This is a genomic window from Pelagibius marinus (assembly GCF_014925385.1).
In the GTDB taxonomy this organism is placed as follows: domain Bacteria; phylum Pseudomonadota; class Alphaproteobacteria; order Kiloniellales; family Kiloniellaceae; genus Pelagibius; species Pelagibius marinus.
This window is the reverse complement of record NZ_JACSDK010000001.1, coordinates 345,778-363,789: the sequence shown is the minus strand read 5'-3', so window position 1 is coordinate 363,789 and position 18,012 is coordinate 345,778. Positions and strand designations below refer to the sequence as shown.

Annotated in this window: 17 protein-coding genes and 1 tRNA gene; 9 read left to right on the top strand and 9 right to left on the bottom strand. The window is 69.5% G+C overall.

Translation table 11 applies throughout. The annotated features are described in order from the left end of the window. Positions 1–31: 31 nt before the first annotated feature. Entirely contained in the window at positions 32–751 is a 720-nt protein-coding gene (locus H7X47_RS01750) for a Bax inhibitor-1/YccA family protein (protein ID WP_193366887.1), read from the top strand. An 85-nt stretch (positions 752–836) separates the two neighbouring features. On the opposite strand, the gene H7X47_RS01745 is transcribed toward H7X47_RS01750, so the two are convergent. After that, on the bottom strand, positions 837–1,595 hold the full coding sequence (locus tag H7X47_RS01745) for a glucose 1-dehydrogenase (RefSeq protein WP_193366886.1): 759 nt from the start codon (positions 1,593–1,595) through the stop codon (positions 837–839). Positions 1,596–1,848: 253 nt separating this feature from the next. On the opposite strand from H7X47_RS01745, the gene H7X47_RS01740 reads away from it, so the two are divergent. Beyond that, positions 1,849–2,139, top strand: a complete 291-nt coding sequence (locus H7X47_RS01740) for a DUF1330 domain-containing protein (protein WP_193366885.1) — start codon at positions 1,849–1,851, stop codon at positions 2,137–2,139. 48 nt (positions 2,140–2,187) lie between these two features. Here H7X47_RS01740 and H7X47_RS01735 read toward each other — a convergent pair whose 3' ends face one another. Beyond that, positions 2,188–2,853, bottom strand: coding sequence for a hypothetical protein (locus H7X47_RS01735; RefSeq protein WP_193366884.1), 666 nt, complete (start codon positions 2,851–2,853; stop codon positions 2,188–2,190). Positions 2,854–3,059: 206 nt separating this feature from the next. Then, entirely contained in the window at positions 3,060–3,719 is a 660-nt protein-coding gene (locus tag H7X47_RS01730; protein WP_193366883.1) for a hypothetical protein, read from the bottom strand. Between the two features lie 185 nt (positions 3,720–3,904). Between H7X47_RS01730 and H7X47_RS01725 the strand changes: the two genes are divergently transcribed. Beyond that, the gene (locus H7X47_RS01725) at positions 3,905–4,762 is read left to right on the top strand and encodes an isocitrate lyase/PEP mutase family protein (protein WP_193366882.1); all 858 of its coding nucleotides are present in this window, start codon (positions 3,905–3,907) and stop codon (positions 4,760–4,762) included. On the opposite strand, the gene eglC is transcribed toward H7X47_RS01725, so the two are convergent. The 6 genes from eglC to hemC all read right to left on the bottom strand — a co-directional run bounded on the left by eglC (position 4,763) and on the right by hemC (position 12,483). Continuing rightward, entirely contained in the window at positions 4,763–6,856 is a 2,094-nt protein-coding gene (eglC, locus tag H7X47_RS01720) for an endo-1,3-1,4-beta-glycanase EglC (protein WP_193366881.1), read from the bottom strand. A 265-nt stretch (positions 6,857–7,121) separates the two neighbouring features. Continuing rightward, positions 7,122–7,197: transfer RNA gene (locus H7X47_RS01715), tRNA-Thr, on the bottom strand. Between the two features lie 291 nt (positions 7,198–7,488). Next, entirely contained in the window at positions 7,489–9,072 is a 1,584-nt protein-coding gene (locus H7X47_RS01710; protein WP_193366880.1) for a heme biosynthesis protein HemY, read from the bottom strand. A gap of 3 nt (positions 9,073–9,075) precedes the next feature. Further along, a complete protein-coding gene (locus H7X47_RS01705; protein ID WP_193366879.1) occupies positions 9,076–10,677 on the bottom strand; it encodes a COG4223 family protein in 1,602 nt (533 codons plus the stop codon). Between the two features lie 109 nt (positions 10,678–10,786). Then, positions 10,787–11,524, bottom strand: a complete 738-nt coding sequence (locus H7X47_RS01700; protein ID WP_193366878.1) for a uroporphyrinogen-III synthase — start codon at positions 11,522–11,524, stop codon at positions 10,787–10,789. A gap of 8 nt (positions 11,525–11,532) precedes the next feature. Beyond that, positions 11,533–12,483 (bottom strand): hydroxymethylbilane synthase, encoded by a 951-nt coding sequence (gene hemC / locus H7X47_RS01695; RefSeq protein ID WP_193366877.1) that lies wholly within the window; start codon positions 12,481–12,483, stop codon positions 11,533–11,535. A gap of 113 nt (positions 12,484–12,596) precedes the next feature. Between hemC and tsaD the strand changes: the two genes are divergently transcribed. The 6 genes from tsaD to acs all read left to right on the top strand — a co-directional run bounded on the left by tsaD (position 12,597) and on the right by acs (position 17,986). Next, a complete protein-coding gene (gene tsaD, locus H7X47_RS01690) occupies positions 12,597–13,670 on the top strand; it encodes a tRNA (adenosine(37)-N6)-threonylcarbamoyltransferase complex transferase subunit TsaD (protein WP_193367507.1) in 1,074 nt (357 codons plus the stop codon). Position 13,671: 1 nt separating this feature from the next. Continuing rightward, complete coding sequence (locus H7X47_RS01685; protein ID WP_193366876.1) at positions 13,672–14,688, top strand: NAD(P)H-dependent glycerol-3-phosphate dehydrogenase; 1,017 nt, start codon at positions 13,672–13,674, stop codon at positions 14,686–14,688. A gap of 67 nt (positions 14,689–14,755) precedes the next feature. Next, positions 14,756–15,034, top strand: coding sequence for a YciI family protein (locus H7X47_RS01680; protein ID WP_193366875.1), 279 nt, complete (start codon positions 14,756–14,758; stop codon positions 15,032–15,034). Further along, on the top strand, positions 15,034–15,450 hold the full coding sequence (locus tag H7X47_RS01675; RefSeq protein WP_193366874.1) for an EVE domain-containing protein: 417 nt from the start codon (positions 15,034–15,036) through the stop codon (positions 15,448–15,450). Before H7X47_RS01680 ends, H7X47_RS01675 begins: the two co-directional genes overlap by 1 nt. Before the next feature lie 46 nt (positions 15,451–15,496). Next, on the top strand, positions 15,497–15,886 hold the full coding sequence (locus H7X47_RS01670) for a Rieske (2Fe-2S) protein (protein WP_193366873.1): 390 nt from the start codon (positions 15,497–15,499) through the stop codon (positions 15,884–15,886). A gap of 156 nt (positions 15,887–16,042) precedes the next feature. After that, positions 16,043–17,986, top strand: a complete 1,944-nt coding sequence (acs, locus tag H7X47_RS01665) for an acetate--CoA ligase (RefSeq protein WP_193366872.1) — start codon at positions 16,043–16,045, stop codon at positions 17,984–17,986. The last annotated feature ends 26 nt before the right edge of the window (positions 17,987–18,012 follow it).

The window sequence follows — 18,012 nt, the reverse complement described above, 5'->3', positions numbered from 1 at the left end:
TGACCGCGCCTACGAATGAAAGGGTTTTCTGATGGCACTCGGTGACCGCAGATACATGTCGCAGTCTCAGACGCAGGCGCGCGCCGGCGAATACGATGAGGGCCTGCGCAAGTACATGCTGGGCGTGTACAACTACATGACCGTGGCCATGGTCATCACCGGCGTATTGGCCTATCTGACCTCGACCAGCGCCGCGCTTCAGCAGATGATTTTCGGCACACCGCTGGCGTGGGTCGTGATGCTGGCCCCGCTTGGCTTCGTGTTCTTCCTCTCGGCGCGCGTCCACAAGATGTCGGCCTCGGCGGCACAGATCACCTTCTGGCTGTTCGCCGCGGCGATGGGTCTGTCCCTGTCGTCGATCTTCCTGTCCTACAGCCTTCCCTCGATCACCAAGATCTTCTTCATCACCGCGGGTGCTTTCGCCGGCCTCAGCCTGGTGGGTTACACCACGAAGAAAGATCTGTCCGGCATGGGCAGCTTCCTGATGATGGGCCTGATCGGCATCATCATCGCCATGGTGGTGAACTTCTTCCTGCAGTCGCCGGCGATGCAGTGGGTGATCTCCGTCGTCGGCGTGCTGATCTTCGCCGGCCTGACGGCCTACGACACGCAGCAGATCAAGAACATGTACTACGCCGCCGACAGCGGCGAGGTCGCGACCAAGAAGTCGATCATGGGCGCCCTGCGCCTCTACCTCGACTTCCTCAACCTGTTCCTCTTCCTGCTGCAGCTCTTCGGCAACCGCAACTAAGCGCCGCCGAAAGCGCACAGGCGAAACACGAAAGGCCCGGAACGAAAGTTCCGGGCCTTTTGCTATGCCTGCTTGCGCGAAGGGCTCAGATGCAGCGCCCGCCGTCGACCTCCAGGCAGACGCCGGTGAGGAACGCCGCTTCGTCGGAAGCCAGGAAGGCGGCGGCGTGGGCGATGTCCTTGGGTGTGGAGAAGCGCCCCAGCGGGATCGTGGCCTCGAACTTCTTGCGGTTCTCCGGCGAGTCGGGCACGCCCATGAAGGTTTCCATCAGCGCCGTCTCTCCGATCACCGGGCAAATGGCGTTGACGCGGATCCGGTCGGGCGCCAGCTCCACCGCCATGGACTTGGTGAGCACGTTCACCGCCCCCTTGGAGGAGTTGTAGACCGTGAGGCCCGGGCGCGGGCGGATCGCCGCCGTCGAGCTGGTGTTGATGATGCAGCCGCCGCCCTGGGCGCGCAGCAGGGGAATGGCCTCCAGCGCCGCCAGGTAGATGGCCTTCACGTTGACCGCGTAGATGTGGTCGAACTCCTCTTCGCTCACCTCGGTCATCGGCTTGTTCTTGTGGGAGATGCCGGCGTTGTTCACCAGCACGTCGAGGCGCCCGTAGGTATCCAGCGCGGCGCGCATCATGGTCGCCACGTCGGCCTTGTCGGTCACGTCCGCCTTGAGGCCGATGGCCGCGCCGCCGGCCCGGTCGATCTCCGCCGCCACCGCCTCCGCCGCTGCGCCGTCGATGTCGGCCAGCACCACGCGCCCGCCCTCGGCCGCGAAGAACCGCGCGATGCCCGCGCCGAAGCCCGAACCGGCACCGGTGACCACGGCCACCTTTCCCTGAAGCCGCATAGTCGCTCCCTCCCGATAACACTGTTTCTACCGCCGCGGATCGGTGTCCGCGCTGTTGGGCGCATTGAACCACGATCGAGACGGCGCCGCTATCGCTGCCCGCCGCCAGGATGCCGCAGCGGCGTGCGCACAACCCTTGGGCTGGGGTGGTGCGGCTTCTTGCACCTTTCGGTGATGGACCTTGCGCCGCCAAGCAAGGATACTGGAGGTGGATTTCAGGACCTGACCATTTATACAGCGGAGCAGCCGGCGCATGACGGCCTACGTGATCGCGCAATTCAACGTGACGGACTGCGAGGGCTTCGAGGCCTATCGCCGAGCCGCGCCCTCCGTCATCGAGGCCTACGGCGGCCGCATGCTGGTGCGCGGCGACACCATCACCAGCGTCGAGGGCGAAACCGACCGGCCGCGCATGATCGTGCTGGAGTTCCCGGACAAGGCCGCCGCCGAGCGCTTCTACAATTCTCCGGAGTATCAGGAGATCATGCCGCTGCGCCGCGACAACAGCGTCGGCACCGTCAGCATCGTCGAAAGCGGGCTGTAGATCCGATCGTTCGCGTCGCCCAGGGGCCGGGGCCGGTGACCCAGGACTCTAGAACGGGCTGTCGGTAAAGCCGGGCGGGACCCAGCCCGCGTACCACTCCTCCAGCGGCACCATGTAGGCGGCGTGGCCGTTGTCCTCGAACCAGCTGTCCACCGCATAGGCCCGTTGGCTCTGCAGCTCGACGATGACGGCGGTCTGGTGCGGCCAGCCGTCGCTGCCGATCAGCGAGCCACGCTTGGCCCAGCCGTCGATCCTGTGCCATTTCAGATAGCCGGCTTCCGCCAGCAGCGTCAGGTAGGTTGAGGTATTGGTGGTCTCGTCGTAGCAGTCGAACTGGCCGTCGAAGCCCGTCTTGCCGCCCCCTGCAACCCCGAAGGCGTTCAGCGTGCCGCCGACATCTCTGGAGGTGCCGGCCCGGCGGCCCGCCGCGGCTTCGATCAGGCCGATGGCCGCGCCGATCCGCTCGCGCTCAACGGCGGCGCTCTCCGCCGGCTCGGCGAAGAGGTCCGCCACCGGGGCCCACTCCTGCTCGGAGAAGTCGAGCTGGGCGCGCAGGCGGCAGCCGTGGCCGTGGCAGACGATGAAGGCATCGCGGCTGGCCCCGGCCACGCCGCGCTCTGCCATCATCTCATCGTACTTGCCCCCTCCGGTGGACGTGCAGGCGCCAAGCAGCAGCGCCAAGCCGGCCGGCAGCAAAACTTGTCGGATCCCCAAAGCTGGACTCCCCCCCAAAAACCCGGACATCGCGGCACATTTAAGCATCACCCGGAAGAGGGCGCAAAATAACAGAGGTGTTACCCGGTCCTCTGCCTTGAACCAGCCCGGAACCCCGGGGAGCCCGCCGCTGCGCCGACGCGAGCGTCACGGGGCCGGACTCTCTCAATCGCCTTCACAGGGGTCGGCGCCGAAAACCCACCGCTTCACAGCAGATTGTCGCTGAAGCCCGGCGGACTCCAGCCGGCGCGCCAGTCCGCCAGCGGCACCACATGGGCGGCGCGGCCGTTGTCCTCGAACCAGCTGTCGACGGCATAGGGTTCGTCGCTTTTCAGTTCCACGATGACAGCGGACTGGTGCGGCCAGGCCCCGTCGAACAGGACGCCGCGCCCGGCCCAGCCCTCGAGCTTGTGCCACTTCAGATAGCCGGCCTTGGCCAACAGCGTCAGGTAGACCGAGGTGTTGGTGGTCTCGTCGACACAGTCGAACTGGTCATTGCCGCTCAAGGCGTTGAACGTGCCGCCGCGGTCATTGGACGTACCGGCCTTGGGACCCACCGCCGCCTCGATGATGCCGATGGCCGTGGCGATGCGGCCACGCTCAATGGCGGCGCTGGCCGCCGGCTCCGCGAAGAGATCCGCCACCGGATCCCACTCCAGCTCGGTAAGGCCGAGGCGCGAGCGCAGGCGGCACGCGTGGCCGTGGCAGATGGTGAAGGAATCGCGCGTGGCCCCGACGACCTCGCGCTCGGCCATCATCTTGTCGTACTGGCCGCCGGGCGCCGTGCAGGCGCCCAGACCGCCAAGCAAAGCCACGGCCAGCAGGCCGGCCAGCGAGAGCGATGCTTTCGTGGGTCTGAAAGCCATGGTTCCTCTTCGATCCCCCCAAAAGAAGCGCGGCGCGAAACTGCGCAGCGCATTTAAGCACCCGCCGCGCCCCGGCGCAAAATAACAGAGGTGTTACGGGGGTGCCGCAAGGCCGCCGCTTCATGCTTTAATCCCGGCCCAAGCAGCCAAAGACCGCTGGCACGCCACAAACAGGGAGACCGCCCATGCGCTGGAGCAAGCGCCGCGAGGCCTTTCGCGCCCTTTTTGCCGGAGACCGCTGCATCCACCCCGGCTCCGTCTTCGACCCGCTCTCGGCGCGCATCGCCGAGGAACTGGGCTTCGAGGCCGGCATGTTCGCCGGCTCCGTCGCCTCGCTGACGGTTCTGGGCGCGCCCGACCTCATCGTCCTCACGCTCAGCGAGTTCGCCGGGCAGGCCTACCGCATCAACCGGGCGGCCGAGCTGCCGCTGATGGTCGACGCCGACCACGGCTACGGCAACGCCCTGAACGTCACCCGCACGGTGGAGGAGCTGGAGGCCGCCGGCGTCGCCGGGCTGTCGATCGAAGACACGGCGCTGCCGCAGCCTTTCGGCACGCTGGGCAAGACGCAGCTCATCTCCATCGAGGAAGGCGCCGGCAAGATGCGCGCGGCGCTGGCCGGACGGCGCGACCCCGAGCTGATGATCTTCGGGCGCACCTCGGCGGCCTCGGTCACCGACACCGAGGACGCCGCAAGGCGCATCGCCGCCTACGAGGCCGCGGGGGTCGACGCCATCTTCCTGGTCGGCGTGAAGACCAAGGCCCAGCTGGAGACCTTGCGCAATGCGGTGAAGCTGCCGCTGATGCTGGGCGGCGCCGGGCCGGAGATCATGGACCTCGACTACCTCTCCTCCATGGGCGTCAGGATCTGCCTGCAGAGCCACGCGCCCTTCATGGCCGCGGTGCAGGCGGTCTACGACACCCTGAAGGCGCTGCGCGAGGGCACCGCGCCCAAGGACCTGCAGGGCGTCGCCGCGCCGGAGCTGATGAGACGCCTGACCCGCGACGCGGACTACAAGGCGCGGATGGAGGACTGGCTCTAGCTAGCAGACGCGGAGCTGGCCGGCGGGATCGTCCACCAGGTCGGTGAGCGTCTCGACGGCGCCGCTGCCGAGACCGGCGAAGGTGATCGAGGCGCCGTTGCCGAAGCTCACCACCACGTCGCCGCCCGCGCCGCCGTCGGTGACTTCGGAGACCGCGGCCAGCAGGTCGTCGAGGTCCCGGTCGCCATCGCCGTCGGCATCGGTGACGTCCGCGAAGCCCAGGCGGTCTTGCCCCGATTCGAAACCGGCGATGGTGTCTTGGCCGTCGCCGCCGGGCAGGTCCAGCCCGCTGAAAAAGAAAAAGTCCGCGCCCCAGCCGCCGTCCAGCAGGTCGTCGCCGCCGCGACCGTTCAGGTTGTCGCCGCCCGCCCCGCCGTAGAGTGCGTTGGCACCGTTGCCGCCGCTCAGGGTGTCGGCGCCGCTGCCGCCCCGCACGTTCTCGATCGAGACCAGCACCTCCAGGCCGCCGCCGAAGACCGCGGTTTCCTGCAGCAGGTCGACGCTGAGGGCGAGGCGCGCCGCGGCGTAGTCCACCGTGTCGCTGCCGCTGCCGCCGTCCAGGCTGTCGAAGCCGGCGCCGCCGTTGAGGCTGTCGTCACCGCTGCCGCCGAACAGCAGGTCGTCGCCGGCCAGGGCGCGCAGGTCGTCGTCCCCGGCCCCGCCCCGCAGGGTGTCGGCGCCGCTGCTGCCGGTCAGGGTGTCGTCACCGGGGTTGGCCGGCCCATCCAGGGCGTAGGCGCGGATGTAGTCGACCTTCATCTCGGCGCCCTCCTCCAGGGCCGCGCCCGGCGCCCCGGCGATGCCGCCGACGCCCAGGTTCACCAGCAGGTACATGGGCGCGTGCAGGTCGGCCGGCGTCTCGCCGCGCGCCACCTCGACGCCGTCATAGGTCCAGACCAGCTCCTCTTCGGTCCACAGCAGGCCGTAGCGGTGGAAGCCCTCGGTATCGGCGACCTCGGCGTAGTGGGTCTCGATGTCGTGCGTGCCGTCGGCCTGGGAGTGGGCGGTGAGGATCAGGCGCTCCGGGTCCTGGCCAATGGTCTCGATCACGTCCAGTTCGGGCGGCCAGTTGCCGTCCGCGGGCAGCAGCCAGAAGGCCGGCCAGAGGCCCTTGCCTTCGGGCATGTCGGCGCGGATCTCGAAGTAGCCGTAAGTCTGGGCGAAGCTGTTGTAGGTGGTGAGCAGGCCGGAGGTATAGGCATGACCCTCGACCTCAGCCTTCAACTCTTCCGGCGTCTCGGCTGCGGTGATGGTCAGCACGCCGGCATCGATGGAGAAGGGGTCGGCCGCCCGGGTCGCGGCGTAGTCCGTGTCGATGTACCAGTTGAGCTGGCTGTCCAGGGCCGAGCCGTTCTCCGCGCCCCACCAGAAGTTGGACTCCCAGATGCCGTCCTGGCCGTCCCACAGGGAGAGGCTGTCGAAGTCCTCGCTGAAAGTTTCGGTGAGGCCGGAGAGGTCGATCTCCAGCGCCACCTGATCCGCCGCGATGTCCGCCACCGCTGTGTCGGCCAGCACCAGGATCTCGCCGCCGCCCAGGTCGAGCACCGCGTCGTCGCCTTGCTGGGTAAAGCGCGCCGCGACCTCGTCGAAGGCGGTGAAGCCCGTGCCGAAGAGACGCAGCACGTCCTCGCCCGAGAAATCGACGATGAGATCGCTGCCGTTGCCCGCGGTCACCGAGAAGACGTCGCTGCCCGCGCCGCCGATCAGCACGTCGTCGCCGCCGCGCCCGTCCAGGGTCTGGCGTCCGTCGCCGCCGGTGATGATGTTGTCGAGCGCGTTGCCGAAGGCGTGACGGTAGCTGCCGGTCACCGTCAGGTTCTCGATGTTCGCCGGCAGGCGGTAGTCCATCCAGGTCACCACCGTGTCGATGCCCTCGCCGGGTTCCTCCCGGGCGCGGTTGCCGGTGCTGTAGAGGTGATAGATGTCGTCGCCCGCACCGCCGAGCAGGGTCACGGTGACGCGGCTGTCGCCCCAGAAGGAGTCGTGGCTGCCCGTGCCTTCCAGCAGCGGGCCGGCATCGGTGGCGGAGAAGTGGTAGAGCGAGGCGGCGCTATGGCTCAGCGGCACGCCCCGGGCGTTGATGACGATGGACATGGAGTGGCTCCCGCTTCCTGCGTGGCGTCATGGTGTTCGGGTGCTGCGCTGCACCGCACAAACACCCGACTCACGACCGGTTAACACGGAGAACCACTACAAGTGGTAAACTGCGGTAGCATTCGCCCAGCATTGCCCCAGCCTGTGACAGGCAGCGGGCCGGCGCACCCCTGCGGATCACCGAAAGCGCGAACAAGCTTCGCCGCGGTTGCGACAAAAGCGTTTCGTGAGCCTGGTGAAGGAATCGGGAAGGGGAGAGGAGGAATGGTGCCGCCTGGGTGACTTGAACACCCGACCCTCGCATTACGAATGCGATGCTCTACCAGCTGAGCTAAGGCGGCACTGCGGCCAGGTTGAAAACCCGGCGGTTCCTGGGCGCGGACATTACGGCGAAGCCGCTTGTCACGCAAGTCCCGACAACTCTTGCCGGAACCCCTCTTTAGCTAAGGCTTCCGCCTTAAGCCAGGGTTAACGGCCCCAGTCAATATGCGGTCAATATGGGGGCCGCAAAGCGCCGGACAAGCGGCCGACTGCCTGTCTAGAGCAGATCAGGGTCGGCTGGAATCGCCGAAGGCGCTCCACCGGCCCTGAGAATCTGCTCTATTCCTTTGAGATAGATCGGATTCACACCATTAGCGGCGGGGCGGCAGGTAACTCTCCACCGCCGCCGCCTCGGAATCGTCGTCGTCCTCCTCCTCGGGCGCCGGCTTCGGCGCCGCCGGGGCGGAACCGTCGCCGCCCGACTTGGGCTCGGCGGGCTTCACCCGGTCCGGCGGGCCCGGCAGCGGCGTCACTGCCGGCAAACCCGCCGCCGGCGTAGCGGCCGCCGGGGTTGCCGGCCGGGCAGCAGCGCCCTTCGGTTCCGCCTTGGCGGCGATCTGCAGCATCTCGCCCCCGCCCAGGCTGACCGGCCCGACATGGCGCGGCACCCGCCAGCTGAGGCTGTCGAAGCTGCCGCAGGCCCCGCAGTCGGCGCTCCAGTCCGTGGCCACGGCGCCGCAGGAGCCACAGACCCAGGCCGGGTCGGGCGGCGCCGCGGCGGCGCGCTCCAGCCAGCGCCGCGCGGTGGCGGTGTCCTTGTGTTCGGCCTCCTCCAGGCGCGCCATGAGGCGGCAGACCTGGGCGCGCGGCGGGTCCTCGCCCGCCAGCTTCACCAGCTCGCCGAGATGGCGCCGCGCCTCGCCCCACAGCTCGGCCTCCAGGTTGGCCTCGGCCAGCGCCAGGTGGCTTTCGCGGTGCTTGGGGTTCAGGGCGGCCAGCTTGGTGAAGCGCTTCACCTGCTCCAGGGGCTTGGCCTCGGGCGCGGCGTCGCGGTAGATCGCGGCCAGTTCGGCGCTGGGCGTGCGCGGCCAGGAACGCTCGACCACCTTGCCCGCCTCGCGCCAGGCCTTGCGCTCCACGGCCAGGCGCGCGTGCAGCAGCGCCGCGGCCAGCAGGTCCGGATCGGCCTTGTCGGCGTGGCGTGACTGGGTGAAAGCCTCTTCCTTCTGGCCCTCGGCCAGCAGGCGATGGGCCTTGGCCAGGGTGATGACCGCCTCCTTGTGCGCGGCCTCGGCCTTGTCCATGACCTTGATCTTCACCGCCTGCTTCAGCGCCCGGGCGGCGCCGTCCAGGTCGCCGGTGCGCTCGCTCAGCTCGAAGAGGTTGGTCACCACCCAGGGCGTCTTGGGCCGCAGGGCGTGAGCCTGGCGCACGTAGCCGAGGGCGCGCTCGTTGTCGCCCTCGCGCAGCGCCTGCATGAGCAGGCCGCGCAGGCCGAGGAAGCGCGTCTCCGGCTTTTCCAGCATGGCGTTGAAATACTTCTCGGCCGCCTTCTCGTCGCCGCCCAGCTGCGCCGCCTGGGCGGAGAGCAGCAGGGTGATGGGCGGGTCCTCCAGCAGCTCGTCGGCCTTGCGCGACCAGCGCGCGGCCTCGCTTGCGTCGCCGGCGGCCACCGCGACCATGCCCTGGCTCAGCGCCTTGTAGCCGCGCTTGCGCCGGCCCGCGGACAGCGCCTGGCCGATGCGCCCGGGGGTGCCGAGAATGCCGCGGATGATCCGGTAGAGCAGGATGACGGCGGCGGAAAAGACGATGGCGACGATGACCAGAAAGGTGATCGGCGGCTCCAGGCGGTAGCCAAGCCACTCGATGGTCACGTGCCCGGGGTTCTGCGCCAGCCAGTAGGCGGCGAAGATGGCGGCGGCGGCGAGGACCGCGAAGACAAGGGCGCGGCGCATGGCTCAGCCGCCCGCCAGGGTGGAGAAGCGCTCGGACACCAGGGCGCCCAGCGTACTGACCGCACGGTCCGCCGCCAGGCGCGCCTCGGCCTCGGCGCGCCAGTTGGCCGCCGCTTCCGCCGCCGCGCCGTCCAGCCCGTCCAGTTCGGCCAGGGCGCCGGCCAGATCGCCGTCGTTCAGCTTCACCTCGGCGCGCGCGGCCACCGCCGTCGGCGCGGCGCCTTCGACCAGCCCCACGGGCCTGAGGTTCACCGCCTCGGCCATGCGGCGCAGCACGCCCGCCGACCAGCCTTCGCCCTCTTTGCCCACCTCGATGGCGGCGATGCGGCGGGCCACATCGGGGAAGCTGGCCTGCAGGTCCAGAAGGCTGGGCAGGCCCGCCGAAGCACGGCGTTCCAGGGGCTCGATGACCGGGATCAGGGCCGGGTCCTCGCCGGCCAGGTTCTGCAGCATGGCAAGCGGCTGGTCGTAGGGGCCGGAGCCGCGCAGCGCGTCGCGCAGCTGCAGCATGGCCAGCAGCATCAAGGTCTCGCGGCTGCCGGGCGCCCCTTCGCGCGCCGCCTCCGCCGCGGTGAGCGCGTCCTCGGTCTCGGTCAAGCGCTTGGCCAGCTCGGACTGCGCGCTCAGCAGCTCGTCGAGGCGCTGGGCCTCGCTGGTGAGCCGGCTCGACAGTTCGGGCGAGGGCGTGCCGGCCAGGCTGCGCAGGGCCGAGAGCTCCTGCTCCAAAGCCTCCAGCCGGTCGCTCAGGCGCGCCATCTGGGCGTTGAGGGATTCCAGCGCCGCGCGGGTGTCGGGGTCCTGGCCGCCGCCCTGGGAAACCGCGGCTTCCAGCGTGGCCAGGCGTTCGCTGAGCCCGGAGAGCGCGGCCGAATTGTCCGCCGGCATGGCCGCCTGCAATTCGTCCAGGCGGGTTTCCACCCCGGCCAGGGCCGCCGTTGTCGCCTCGGCCTGAGCGCCGTCCGCGCCGTCGATGAAGCCGATCCAGTAGGGCCGGGTGTAGACCGTCGCCGCGGCCACGCCGGCGGCGAGCACCACGCCCAGGACGAGGCCCGGCAGGAAACCGCTGCGGCGCTGCGCCGCCGGGGCCTTGGCCGCCGCGTCGGCCTTGCGGGCCTCGGACTTCGAGGCCGCCGAGGCCGCGGACATGCCGCCCGTCTTGGCCTCCGGCTTGCCGCCCGGCTTGTCGCCGGCTTTATCAGGGGCCTTATCGGCGGCCTTATCGGCGGCCTTGTCGGGCGCTTTCTCGGACTTCTTGTCGCCGGTCTTCTTGTCAGCGGAATCTTTATCGGCCACTGAGGTTGCCTTTCCTTCGATCACCTGCGGCTGCGCGGGGGCGCCGTCGCTGGGCGCCGAGGCCCGCAACACCGCGGGATCGATGTTGATGGAGTTCTTCTGCGCGGCGGCGCGGATCTGGTCGTGCCGGTTGGCGGGGATGGCGCTGCGCTCCTTCCAACCCTGTACGGTCGAGACCGCCAGACCCAAGTGCTTGGCCATGGGGCGGATGCCGCCGAAGGCCTCGATAATGACCAGCGCCGGCGCTTCCGCCGCTTCGGGCTGCTGTTCCGTGGTGTTCTTGTCCGTGTCCTTGCCGTCGGATGCCGTCATGGTTCCCGCGCGTTGTACCTTCCCTTTGATGGCGCCCCGCCGCCTGCTTCCGAAACGCGGGGTCGTACGCCCCTTTGTACGCTTCCGGCGCGTACGTTGCAGCGCAAAATTATACCTGCGACGCCCTGTCGCCCGCCAGGGTATCGAGGGCCGCCAGCAAAGCGTCCTGTTCAGGCCGTTCCGCAACCACGGTGCGGCTCCAGGAAAGCCCCGAAATCCGCGCCGCCACGGCCTCGCTGAGGCAGAGTGCCGTCACCGCGCGGCAGGTGTGCGACAAATCCGCCGCCTCAACCAAGCTAACAAAGGCGGCCGCCGTGCGTGGCGAGAAAAATGTAACGACATCGATCAACCCGTCGTTGAGAGAAGAGGTACAGGCCGCGCTGAGGGCCGCCGCCGGCCGGGCGTCGTAGAGCACCGCGCGCAGCACCGTGAAACCCGCCGCCGCCAGCGCCCCCTGCAGATCGCCGGCCGGCTTGCCGGCGGCGGGATGCAGCAGTGGCCCCGCCGCCGGATCGAGCTTTTCCGCCACCAGGGCCGCCAGATCCCCGACGTCGCCCGCCGCCGAGGTGACCCGCCCGAAGCCCAGCTCGCGGCAGGCCGTGGCGCTGGCGTCGCCCACGGCGAAGACCGGAATGTCGCGGCGCGCGTCGAGCCGCGCGAAGGCGCGCGCGCCGTTGGCGCTGGTGACAAGCAGCGCCTGCGCGGCGGCGTGGCACTGCGGCCAGTCGACGGTGTCGCGCGGGGTGATGGTGAGCAGCGGCTCCAGCAGCGCTTCGTGGCCGCGCGCTTCCAGCGCCGCCGCCAGGGAAGCGGCATCCTCGCGCGGCCGGGTGACGAGCACGCGCATGGGCTCCCTCAGTGTCCGGTGATGGCGGCGAAGAACTCAGGTCCCCCGGCGGCCTTCAACTGCGCGCCCAGCTCCCTGCCGAGGGCGGCGGCCGTTTCCACGGGGCCGCTGATCTCCGCGGCGTGCACCTTGGTGCCGTCGGGCAGGGCGACGAGGCCGCGCAGGCGCAGGGTCCTGCCGCCTTCGGTCAACTCCGCCAGGCCGGCGATGGGCGTCTTGCAGGAGCCGTCCAGCTCCGCCAGCAGCGCGCGCTCCGCCGTCACCCGCGCCACGGTCTCGGCGCAGGAGATGGCATCGAGCCAGGCCCGCGTGCGCGCATCATCGGCGCGGATCTCCAGGCCGATGGCGCCCTGGCCCACCGCCGGCAGCATTTCTTCCGGCTCCAGCGCGCCGGTGATCTTGTCGCCCTCGCCCAGGCGTTTCAGCCCCGCCACGGCGAGCAGCGTCGCGTCGACCTCGCCCGCGGCCAGCTTGCGCAGGCGCGTCGCCACGTTGCCGCGGAAGTTCACCACCTTCAGGTCGGGACGCGCGGCGAGGATCTGCGCCTGGCGGCGCAGCGAGGCGCTGCCCACCACCGCGCCCTGGGGCAGGTCGGAAAGCCGCGGGCCGTGCGGCGAGAAGAAGGCATCGCGCACGTCCTCGCGCGGCAGCAGGTGCTCGACCACCAGCCCCTCGGGCAGCCAGGTCGGCACGTCCTTCATGGAGTGCACCGCCGCGTCGATCTCCTGCGCCAGCAGGGCTTCCTCGATCTCCTTGGTGAAGAGGCCCTTGCCGCCGATCTCCGAGAGGGCGCGGTCCTGGATCTTGTCGCCGGTGGTCTTGATGACGACGATGGCGACGGCGTCCTCGCCGGCCAGCTCGGGCTGCGCTTCGCCCAGGCGTCGGCGCACCTCGTGGGCCTGGGCCAGGGCCAGCGGCGAGCCCCGGGTGCCGAGGCGCAAAAGCGGTGTATCAGTCATAGCCCGTAGCTTTAGAGCAAGCGCGCGGCGAAGAAAACCGCCGCGCTTGCGAAGATAGCCAATCGGTCGCCGAGGCAGTAATGTCCGGCGCCATGACGAAGCCGTCCGAAGAACTGGTTGTCCTGGGCATCGAGACCTCCTGCGACGAGACCGCCGCGGCGGTGGTGAGCGGCGCCGGGAAGATCTGCTCCGACCTGGTGCTCTCGCAGCTGGACGAGCACCGCCCCTACGGCGGCGTGGTGCCGGAGATCGCCGCGCGCAGCCACATGGACCACATCGACCGCCTGGTCGGGGAGGCCATGGCCGGGGCCGGCCTGACCTATGCCGAACTGGACGGCATCGCCGCCACGGCGGGACCGGGCCTCATCGGCGGCGTCTTCGTCGGGGTCATGACCGCCAAGGCCATCGCGCTGGCCTGGGAGAAGCCCTTCCTGGCGGTGAACCACCTGGAGGGCCATGCACTGAGCGTGCGCCTCAGCGACGCGATCGACTTCCCCTACCTGCTGCTGCTGGTCTCCGGCGGCCATTGCCAGCTGCTGGCGGTGGAGGGCGTCGGACGCTACCGCCGACTGGGCGGCACCATCGACGACGCCCTGGGCGAGGCCTTCGACAAGACCGCGAAGCTGCTGGGCCTCGGCTACCCCGGCGGCCCGGCGGTGGAGCAGGCAGCGTCCAAGGGCGACCCCGCGGCCTTCGACCTGCCGCGCCCCATGCTGGGCCGGCCCGGGCTCGACTTCTCCTTTTCCGGCCTGAAGACCGCCGTGCGCCACGCCGCCGACAAGGCCGGGGTACTTGCCGGGGCCGGGGTGCTGGCCGGGGCCGGGGACGACGGCGGGCACGATCAGACGCGCGCCGATCTCGCCGCCTCCTTCCAGGCCGCGGCCGGCGACATCCTGGCCGAGCGCTGCGCCAAGGCGCTGGCGCTCTTCGAAAAGGACTACGGCACCCCGGGGCCGCTGGTGGTGGCCGGCGGCGTCGCCGCCAACCGCAGCCTGCGCGCGCGCCTGGAGAGCGTCGCCGCCACGGCCGGCAGCCGCCTGGTGGCGCCGCCGCCGAAGCTCTGCACCGACAACGCGGCGATGATCGCCTGGGCCGGGGTCGAACGCCTCGGTCTTGGCCTTGTCGACCCCCTCGACTTCGCGGCGCGCCCGCGCTGGCCGCTGGAAAGCCTGAGCGCAGGTGGTTGAGATGGGTGGGGCTGACGCAGCGCTGACCATCGCCGTCGTGGGCGCCGGCGCCTGGGGCAGCGGCCTCGCCCACGTCTGCTGCCGCGCGAATCACAAGGTGCTGCTGTGGGGGCGCGACAAGGACCTGGTCGCCGGTATCAACGCGCGCCACGAGAATCCCAGCTACCTGCCGGGCATCGCCCTCTCCGAGGACATCGAGGCGACCGGCGATCTGGCCGACCTGGCGACGGCCCGGCTTTGCCTGCTGGTGGTGCCGGCCCAGGCACTGCGCAAGGTGGCCGGGGATCTGGCCGGCGTGCTGGACGCCGACGTGCCGCTGGTGCTCTGCGCCAAGGGCATCGAGGCGGAGACCAACCTGCTGATGACCGAAGTCGCCGCCGAGGCGCTGCCCGGCCGGCCGCTGGCGGTGCTCTCCGGCCCGACCTTCGCCGCCGAGGTGGCGCGCGGCCTGCCCACTGCCGTCACCCTGGCCAGCGAGGACCGGGACCTCGCCGCGCGCCTGGTGGTGACGCTGGGCAGCCGCAGCTTCCGGCCCTACCTTTCCGACGATCCGCTGGGCGCCGAGATCGCCGGCGCGGTGAAGAACGTGCTGGCCATCGCCTGCGGCATCGTCGCCGGGCGGCAGCTGGGCGACAACGCGCGCGCCGCGCTCATCACCCGTGGCCTGGCCGAGATGTCACGCCTGGTGCTGGCGCGCGGCGGCAAGCCGGAAACCCTGATGGGCCTGGCCGGCCTGGGCGACCTGACGCTGACCTGCACGGCGACGCAGTCGCGCAACTACAGCTTCGGCGTCGCCTTGGGCCAGGGCGCCGACGTGGCGAGCGCGACGGCGGCCAGCCGCGGCGTGGTCGAAGGCCGTTTCACCGCCGCCGCGACCCTGGCCATGGCCCGGACCTTCAATGTCGAGATGCCGATCTGCGCGGCGGTCGACGCGGTGGTCAACCACGGCGCCGCGCTGGACGAGACCATCGCCGCCCTGCTGGCCCGCCCTTTCAAGGCCGAGGGCTTTTCGGCATAGTGTCGCGCGCCGCCGCGAGCCCCGCGGTTCAACATCACACCTTCCGGCGATCCGGGGAGAGCCTGCCATGAATTTCGTTCTTTATTGCGTCGACAAAGCCGGGCACGGCCAGGTCCGGGCCGACAACCGCCCAGCCCACCTCGAATACCTGAACAGCAAGCTGGAGCAGATCGTCATCGCCGGGCCCATGACCAGCGACGCCGGCGACGCGGTGCTGGGCAGCCTGCTGGTGATCGAGGCCGCCGACCGCGCCGAGGCCGAGGCCTTCGCCGCCGGCGACCCTTACGCCAAGGCCGGCCTCTTCGACAAGGTCGAGATCAAGGCCTACAAGAAGGTGCTGCCCTGATGGCCTACTGGCTTGTGAAGTCGGAGCCGGGCACCTGGTCCTGGGACGACCAGGTGAAGGCCAAGACCACCGGCTGGGACGGGGTGCGCAACTACCAGGCCTCGAACAACATGAAGGCCATGGAGCTGGGCGACCTCGCCTTCTTCTATCACTCGGTGAACGAGAAGCAGATCGTCGGCATCGTCGAGGTGGTGAAGCTTTACCATCCCGACCCGACCGACGAGAGCGGGCGCTTCGGCATGGTCGACGTGAAGGCGGTGCGCCCCTTCGTCGAGCCGGTGACCCTGGCGCAGATCAAGGCCGAGCCGCGCCTGCAGGACCTGGCCCTGGTGCGCCAGTCGCGCCTTTCCGTGCTGCCGGTCGGCAAGGCGGAGTGGGCGCTGATCTGCAAGATGGGCAAGACCCCCCAGAAGTAGGCCGCCCTTCCCGTGACCCACCCTCCCCGATGACCCACCCGCCCCAATGACCCACCCCCTCGCCGGCACCGCGCTCTGCCGCCTCGACGAGATCGAGGACGGCGAGGGCCGCGGCTTCGAGATTGGCGAAGGGTCAGAGGCCCTGTCCCTCTTTGTGGTGCGCGAGGGCGAGGCCGCCTACGCCTACGTGAACGCCTGCCCGCACCAGGGCACGCCGCTGGATTGGGGCGGCTTCGACGGCTCCGGCGGCCGTTTCGTCAGCGAGGCCAGCGGCAACATCCTCTGCGCCACCCACGGCGCGGAATTCCGGCTGGAGGACGGCCATTGCCTGATGGGCCCCTGCCTGGGCGCCGGGCTGCAGCCGGCCGAGATCAGCCGCGAGGCCGACGGGCTGCTGTGCTTCCAGGGCCTGAAACCACTGCCTAAAGCCCCATAACCGGCGCGAACGCTACCAAAGTCGAACCTAGGCCGGAACTTGCAAAGCCTTGTTTTCAGGGGCCGTTGCGGAAATAATCGCGACAAGTCCAAGAAGACGGCAGAAGGGCAGCAGGCCGTCCAGTCTTATGAACCTAGCAGGGAGGCCGGTCGTTCCATGTCCGAAAACTCAGTATTCCCCGTGCCCGCAGAAATGGCGGAGAACGCCTGGTGCGACGAAGCGGGCTATTTCAAGCTCTATGAGCAGTCGATCGCCGATCCGGAGGCCTTCTGGGGGGAGCACGGCAAGCGCATCCACTGGTTCAAACCCTTCACCCAGGTGAAGGACATCAACTTCGGCCCCGGCGACGTCTCCATCAAGTGGTTCGCCGACGGCACGACCAACGCCTGCTACAACTGCATCGACCGGCACCTGCCCGCCAAGAAGGACGAGACCGCCATCATCTGGGAGGGTGACAGCCCCTCCGAGCACAAGCACATCAGCTACGGCGAGCTTTTCGAGAACGTCTGCCGCCTGGCCAACGCGATGAAGGCGCGCGGCGTCAAGAAGGGCGACCGGGTCACCATCTACATGCCGATGATCCCCGAAGCGGCCTACGCCATGCTGGCCTGCGCGCGCATCGGCGCCATCCATTCCGTCGTCTTCGGCGGCTTCTCGCCCGACGCCCTGGCCGGGCGCATCCAGGACTGCGAGTCCAACTGCGTCATCACCGCCGACGAGGGCCTGCGCGGCGGCCGCAAGGTGCCGCTGAAGAAAAACTGCGACGAGGCCCTGAAGGAATGCCCCGGCGTCGACACCGTCTTCGTCGTGCGCCGCACCGGCGGCAGCATCGGCTGGGAAGACGGCCGCGACGTCTGGTACCACGAGGCCTGCGCCGCCGCCGACGACAACTGCCCGGCCGAGGAACTGGAAGCGGAGACGCCGCTGTTCATCCTCTACACCTCCGGGTCGACGGGGAAGCCCAAGGGCGTCCTGCACACCACCGGCGGCTACACGGTCTACGCCGCCATGACCCACCAGTACGTCTTCGACTACCACGACGGTGACGTCTACTGGTGTACCGCCGACGTCGGCTGGGTCACCGGGCACAGCTACATCGTCTACGGCCCGCTGGCCAACGGCGCCACCACGCTGATGTTCGAAGGCGTGCCGAACTACCCCGATGCGTCGCGCTTCTGGGAAGTCTGCGACAAGCACAAGGTCACCATCTTCTACACCGCGCCGACGGCGATCCGCGCCCTGATGCGCGAAGGCGAAGACCCGGTGAAGAAGACCAAGCGTTCCTCGCTGCGCCTGCTGGGCTCGGTCGGTGAGCCGATCAATCCGGAAGCCTGGCTGTGGTACTACAATGTGGTCGGCGACGGGCGCTGCCCCATCGTCGACACCTGGTGGCAGACCGAGACCGGCGGCATCCTGATCACGCCGCTGCCCGGCGCCACGCCGCTGAAGCCCGGCTCGGCCACGCGCCCCTTCTTCGGCGTGCGTCCGGTCATCGTGGACGCCGACGGCAAGCACCTGGAAGGCGCCACCGAAGGCAACCTCTGCATCGCCGATTCCTGGCCGGGCCAGATGCGCACGGTCTACGGCGACCACGAGCGTTTCGTGCAAACCTACTTCTCCACCTATGCCGGCAAGTACTTCACCGGTGACGGCTGCCGGCGCGACGCCGACGGTTACTACTGGATCACCGGGCGCGTCGACGACGTCATCAACGTCTCCGGCCACCGCATGGGCACCGCCGAAGTGGAGAGCGCCCTGGTGGCCCATGCGAAGGTCGCCGAGTCCGCCGTGGTCGGCTACCCGCACGACATCAAGGGCCAGGGCATCTACGCCTACGTCACCCTGAACGCTGGCGAGGAGCCGACCGACGACCTGCGCAAGGAACTGGTGCAGTGGGTGCGCAAGGAGATCGGCCCCATCGCCTCGCCGGACCTGATCCAGTGGGCGCCGGGCCTGCCGAAGACGCGCTCCGGCAAGATCATGCGCCGCATCCTGCGCAAGATCGCCGAGAACGACTATTCGAACCTGGGCGACACCTCGACGCTGGCCGACCCCGGCGTGGTCGACGACCTGATCAACAACCGCATGAACCGAAGCTGACCGCCTCCGCCATGGCGGCACGAAGG

Excerpts from the sequence above, each read along its gene's own strand:
- H7X47_RS01725 (WP_193366882.1), top strand. The coding sequence starts at position 3,905 with ATGCGCTGGAGCAAGCGCCGCGAGGCCTTTCGCGCCCTTTTTGCCGGA.
- H7X47_RS01710 (WP_193366880.1), bottom strand. The coding sequence starts at position 9,072 with ATGCGCCGCGCCCTTGTCTTCGCGGTCCTCGCCGCCGCCGCCATCTTC.
- hemC (WP_193366877.1), bottom strand. The coding sequence starts at position 12,483 with ATGACTGATACACCGCTTTTGCGCCTCGGCACCCGGGGCTCGCCGCTG.
- H7X47_RS01730 (WP_193366883.1), bottom strand. The coding sequence starts at position 3,719 with ATGGCTTTCAGACCCACGAAAGCATCGCTCTCGCTGGCCGGCCTGCTG.
- H7X47_RS01680 (WP_193366875.1), top strand. The coding sequence starts at position 14,756 with ATGAATTTCGTTCTTTATTGCGTCGACAAAGCCGGGCACGGCCAGGTC.
- H7X47_RS01670 (WP_193366873.1), top strand. The coding sequence starts at position 15,497 with ATGACCCACCCCCTCGCCGGCACCGCGCTCTGCCGCCTCGACGAGATC.
- H7X47_RS01685 (WP_193366876.1), top strand. The coding sequence starts at position 13,672 with ATGGGTGGGGCTGACGCAGCGCTGACCATCGCCGTCGTGGGCGCCGGC.
- eglC (WP_193366881.1), bottom strand. The coding sequence starts at position 6,856 with ATGTCCATCGTCATCAACGCCCGGGGCGTGCCGCTGAGCCATAGCGCC.
- H7X47_RS01675 (WP_193366874.1), top strand. The coding sequence starts at position 15,034 with ATGGCCTACTGGCTTGTGAAGTCGGAGCCGGGCACCTGGTCCTGGGAC.
- H7X47_RS01750 (WP_193366887.1), top strand. The coding sequence starts at position 32 with ATGGCACTCGGTGACCGCAGATACATGTCGCAGTCTCAGACGCAGGCG.
- H7X47_RS01705 (WP_193366879.1), bottom strand. The coding sequence starts at position 10,677 with ATGACGGCATCCGACGGCAAGGACACGGACAAGAACACCACGGAACAG.
- H7X47_RS01745 (WP_193366886.1), bottom strand. The coding sequence starts at position 1,595 with ATGCGGCTTCAGGGAAAGGTGGCCGTGGTCACCGGTGCCGGTTCGGGC.
- acs (WP_193366872.1), top strand. The coding sequence starts at position 16,043 with ATGTCCGAAAACTCAGTATTCCCCGTGCCCGCAGAAATGGCGGAGAAC.
- H7X47_RS01700 (WP_193366878.1), bottom strand. The coding sequence starts at position 11,524 with ATGCGCGTGCTCGTCACCCGGCCGCGCGAGGATGCCGCTTCCCTGGCG.
- H7X47_RS01740 (WP_193366885.1), top strand. The coding sequence starts at position 1,849 with ATGACGGCCTACGTGATCGCGCAATTCAACGTGACGGACTGCGAGGGC.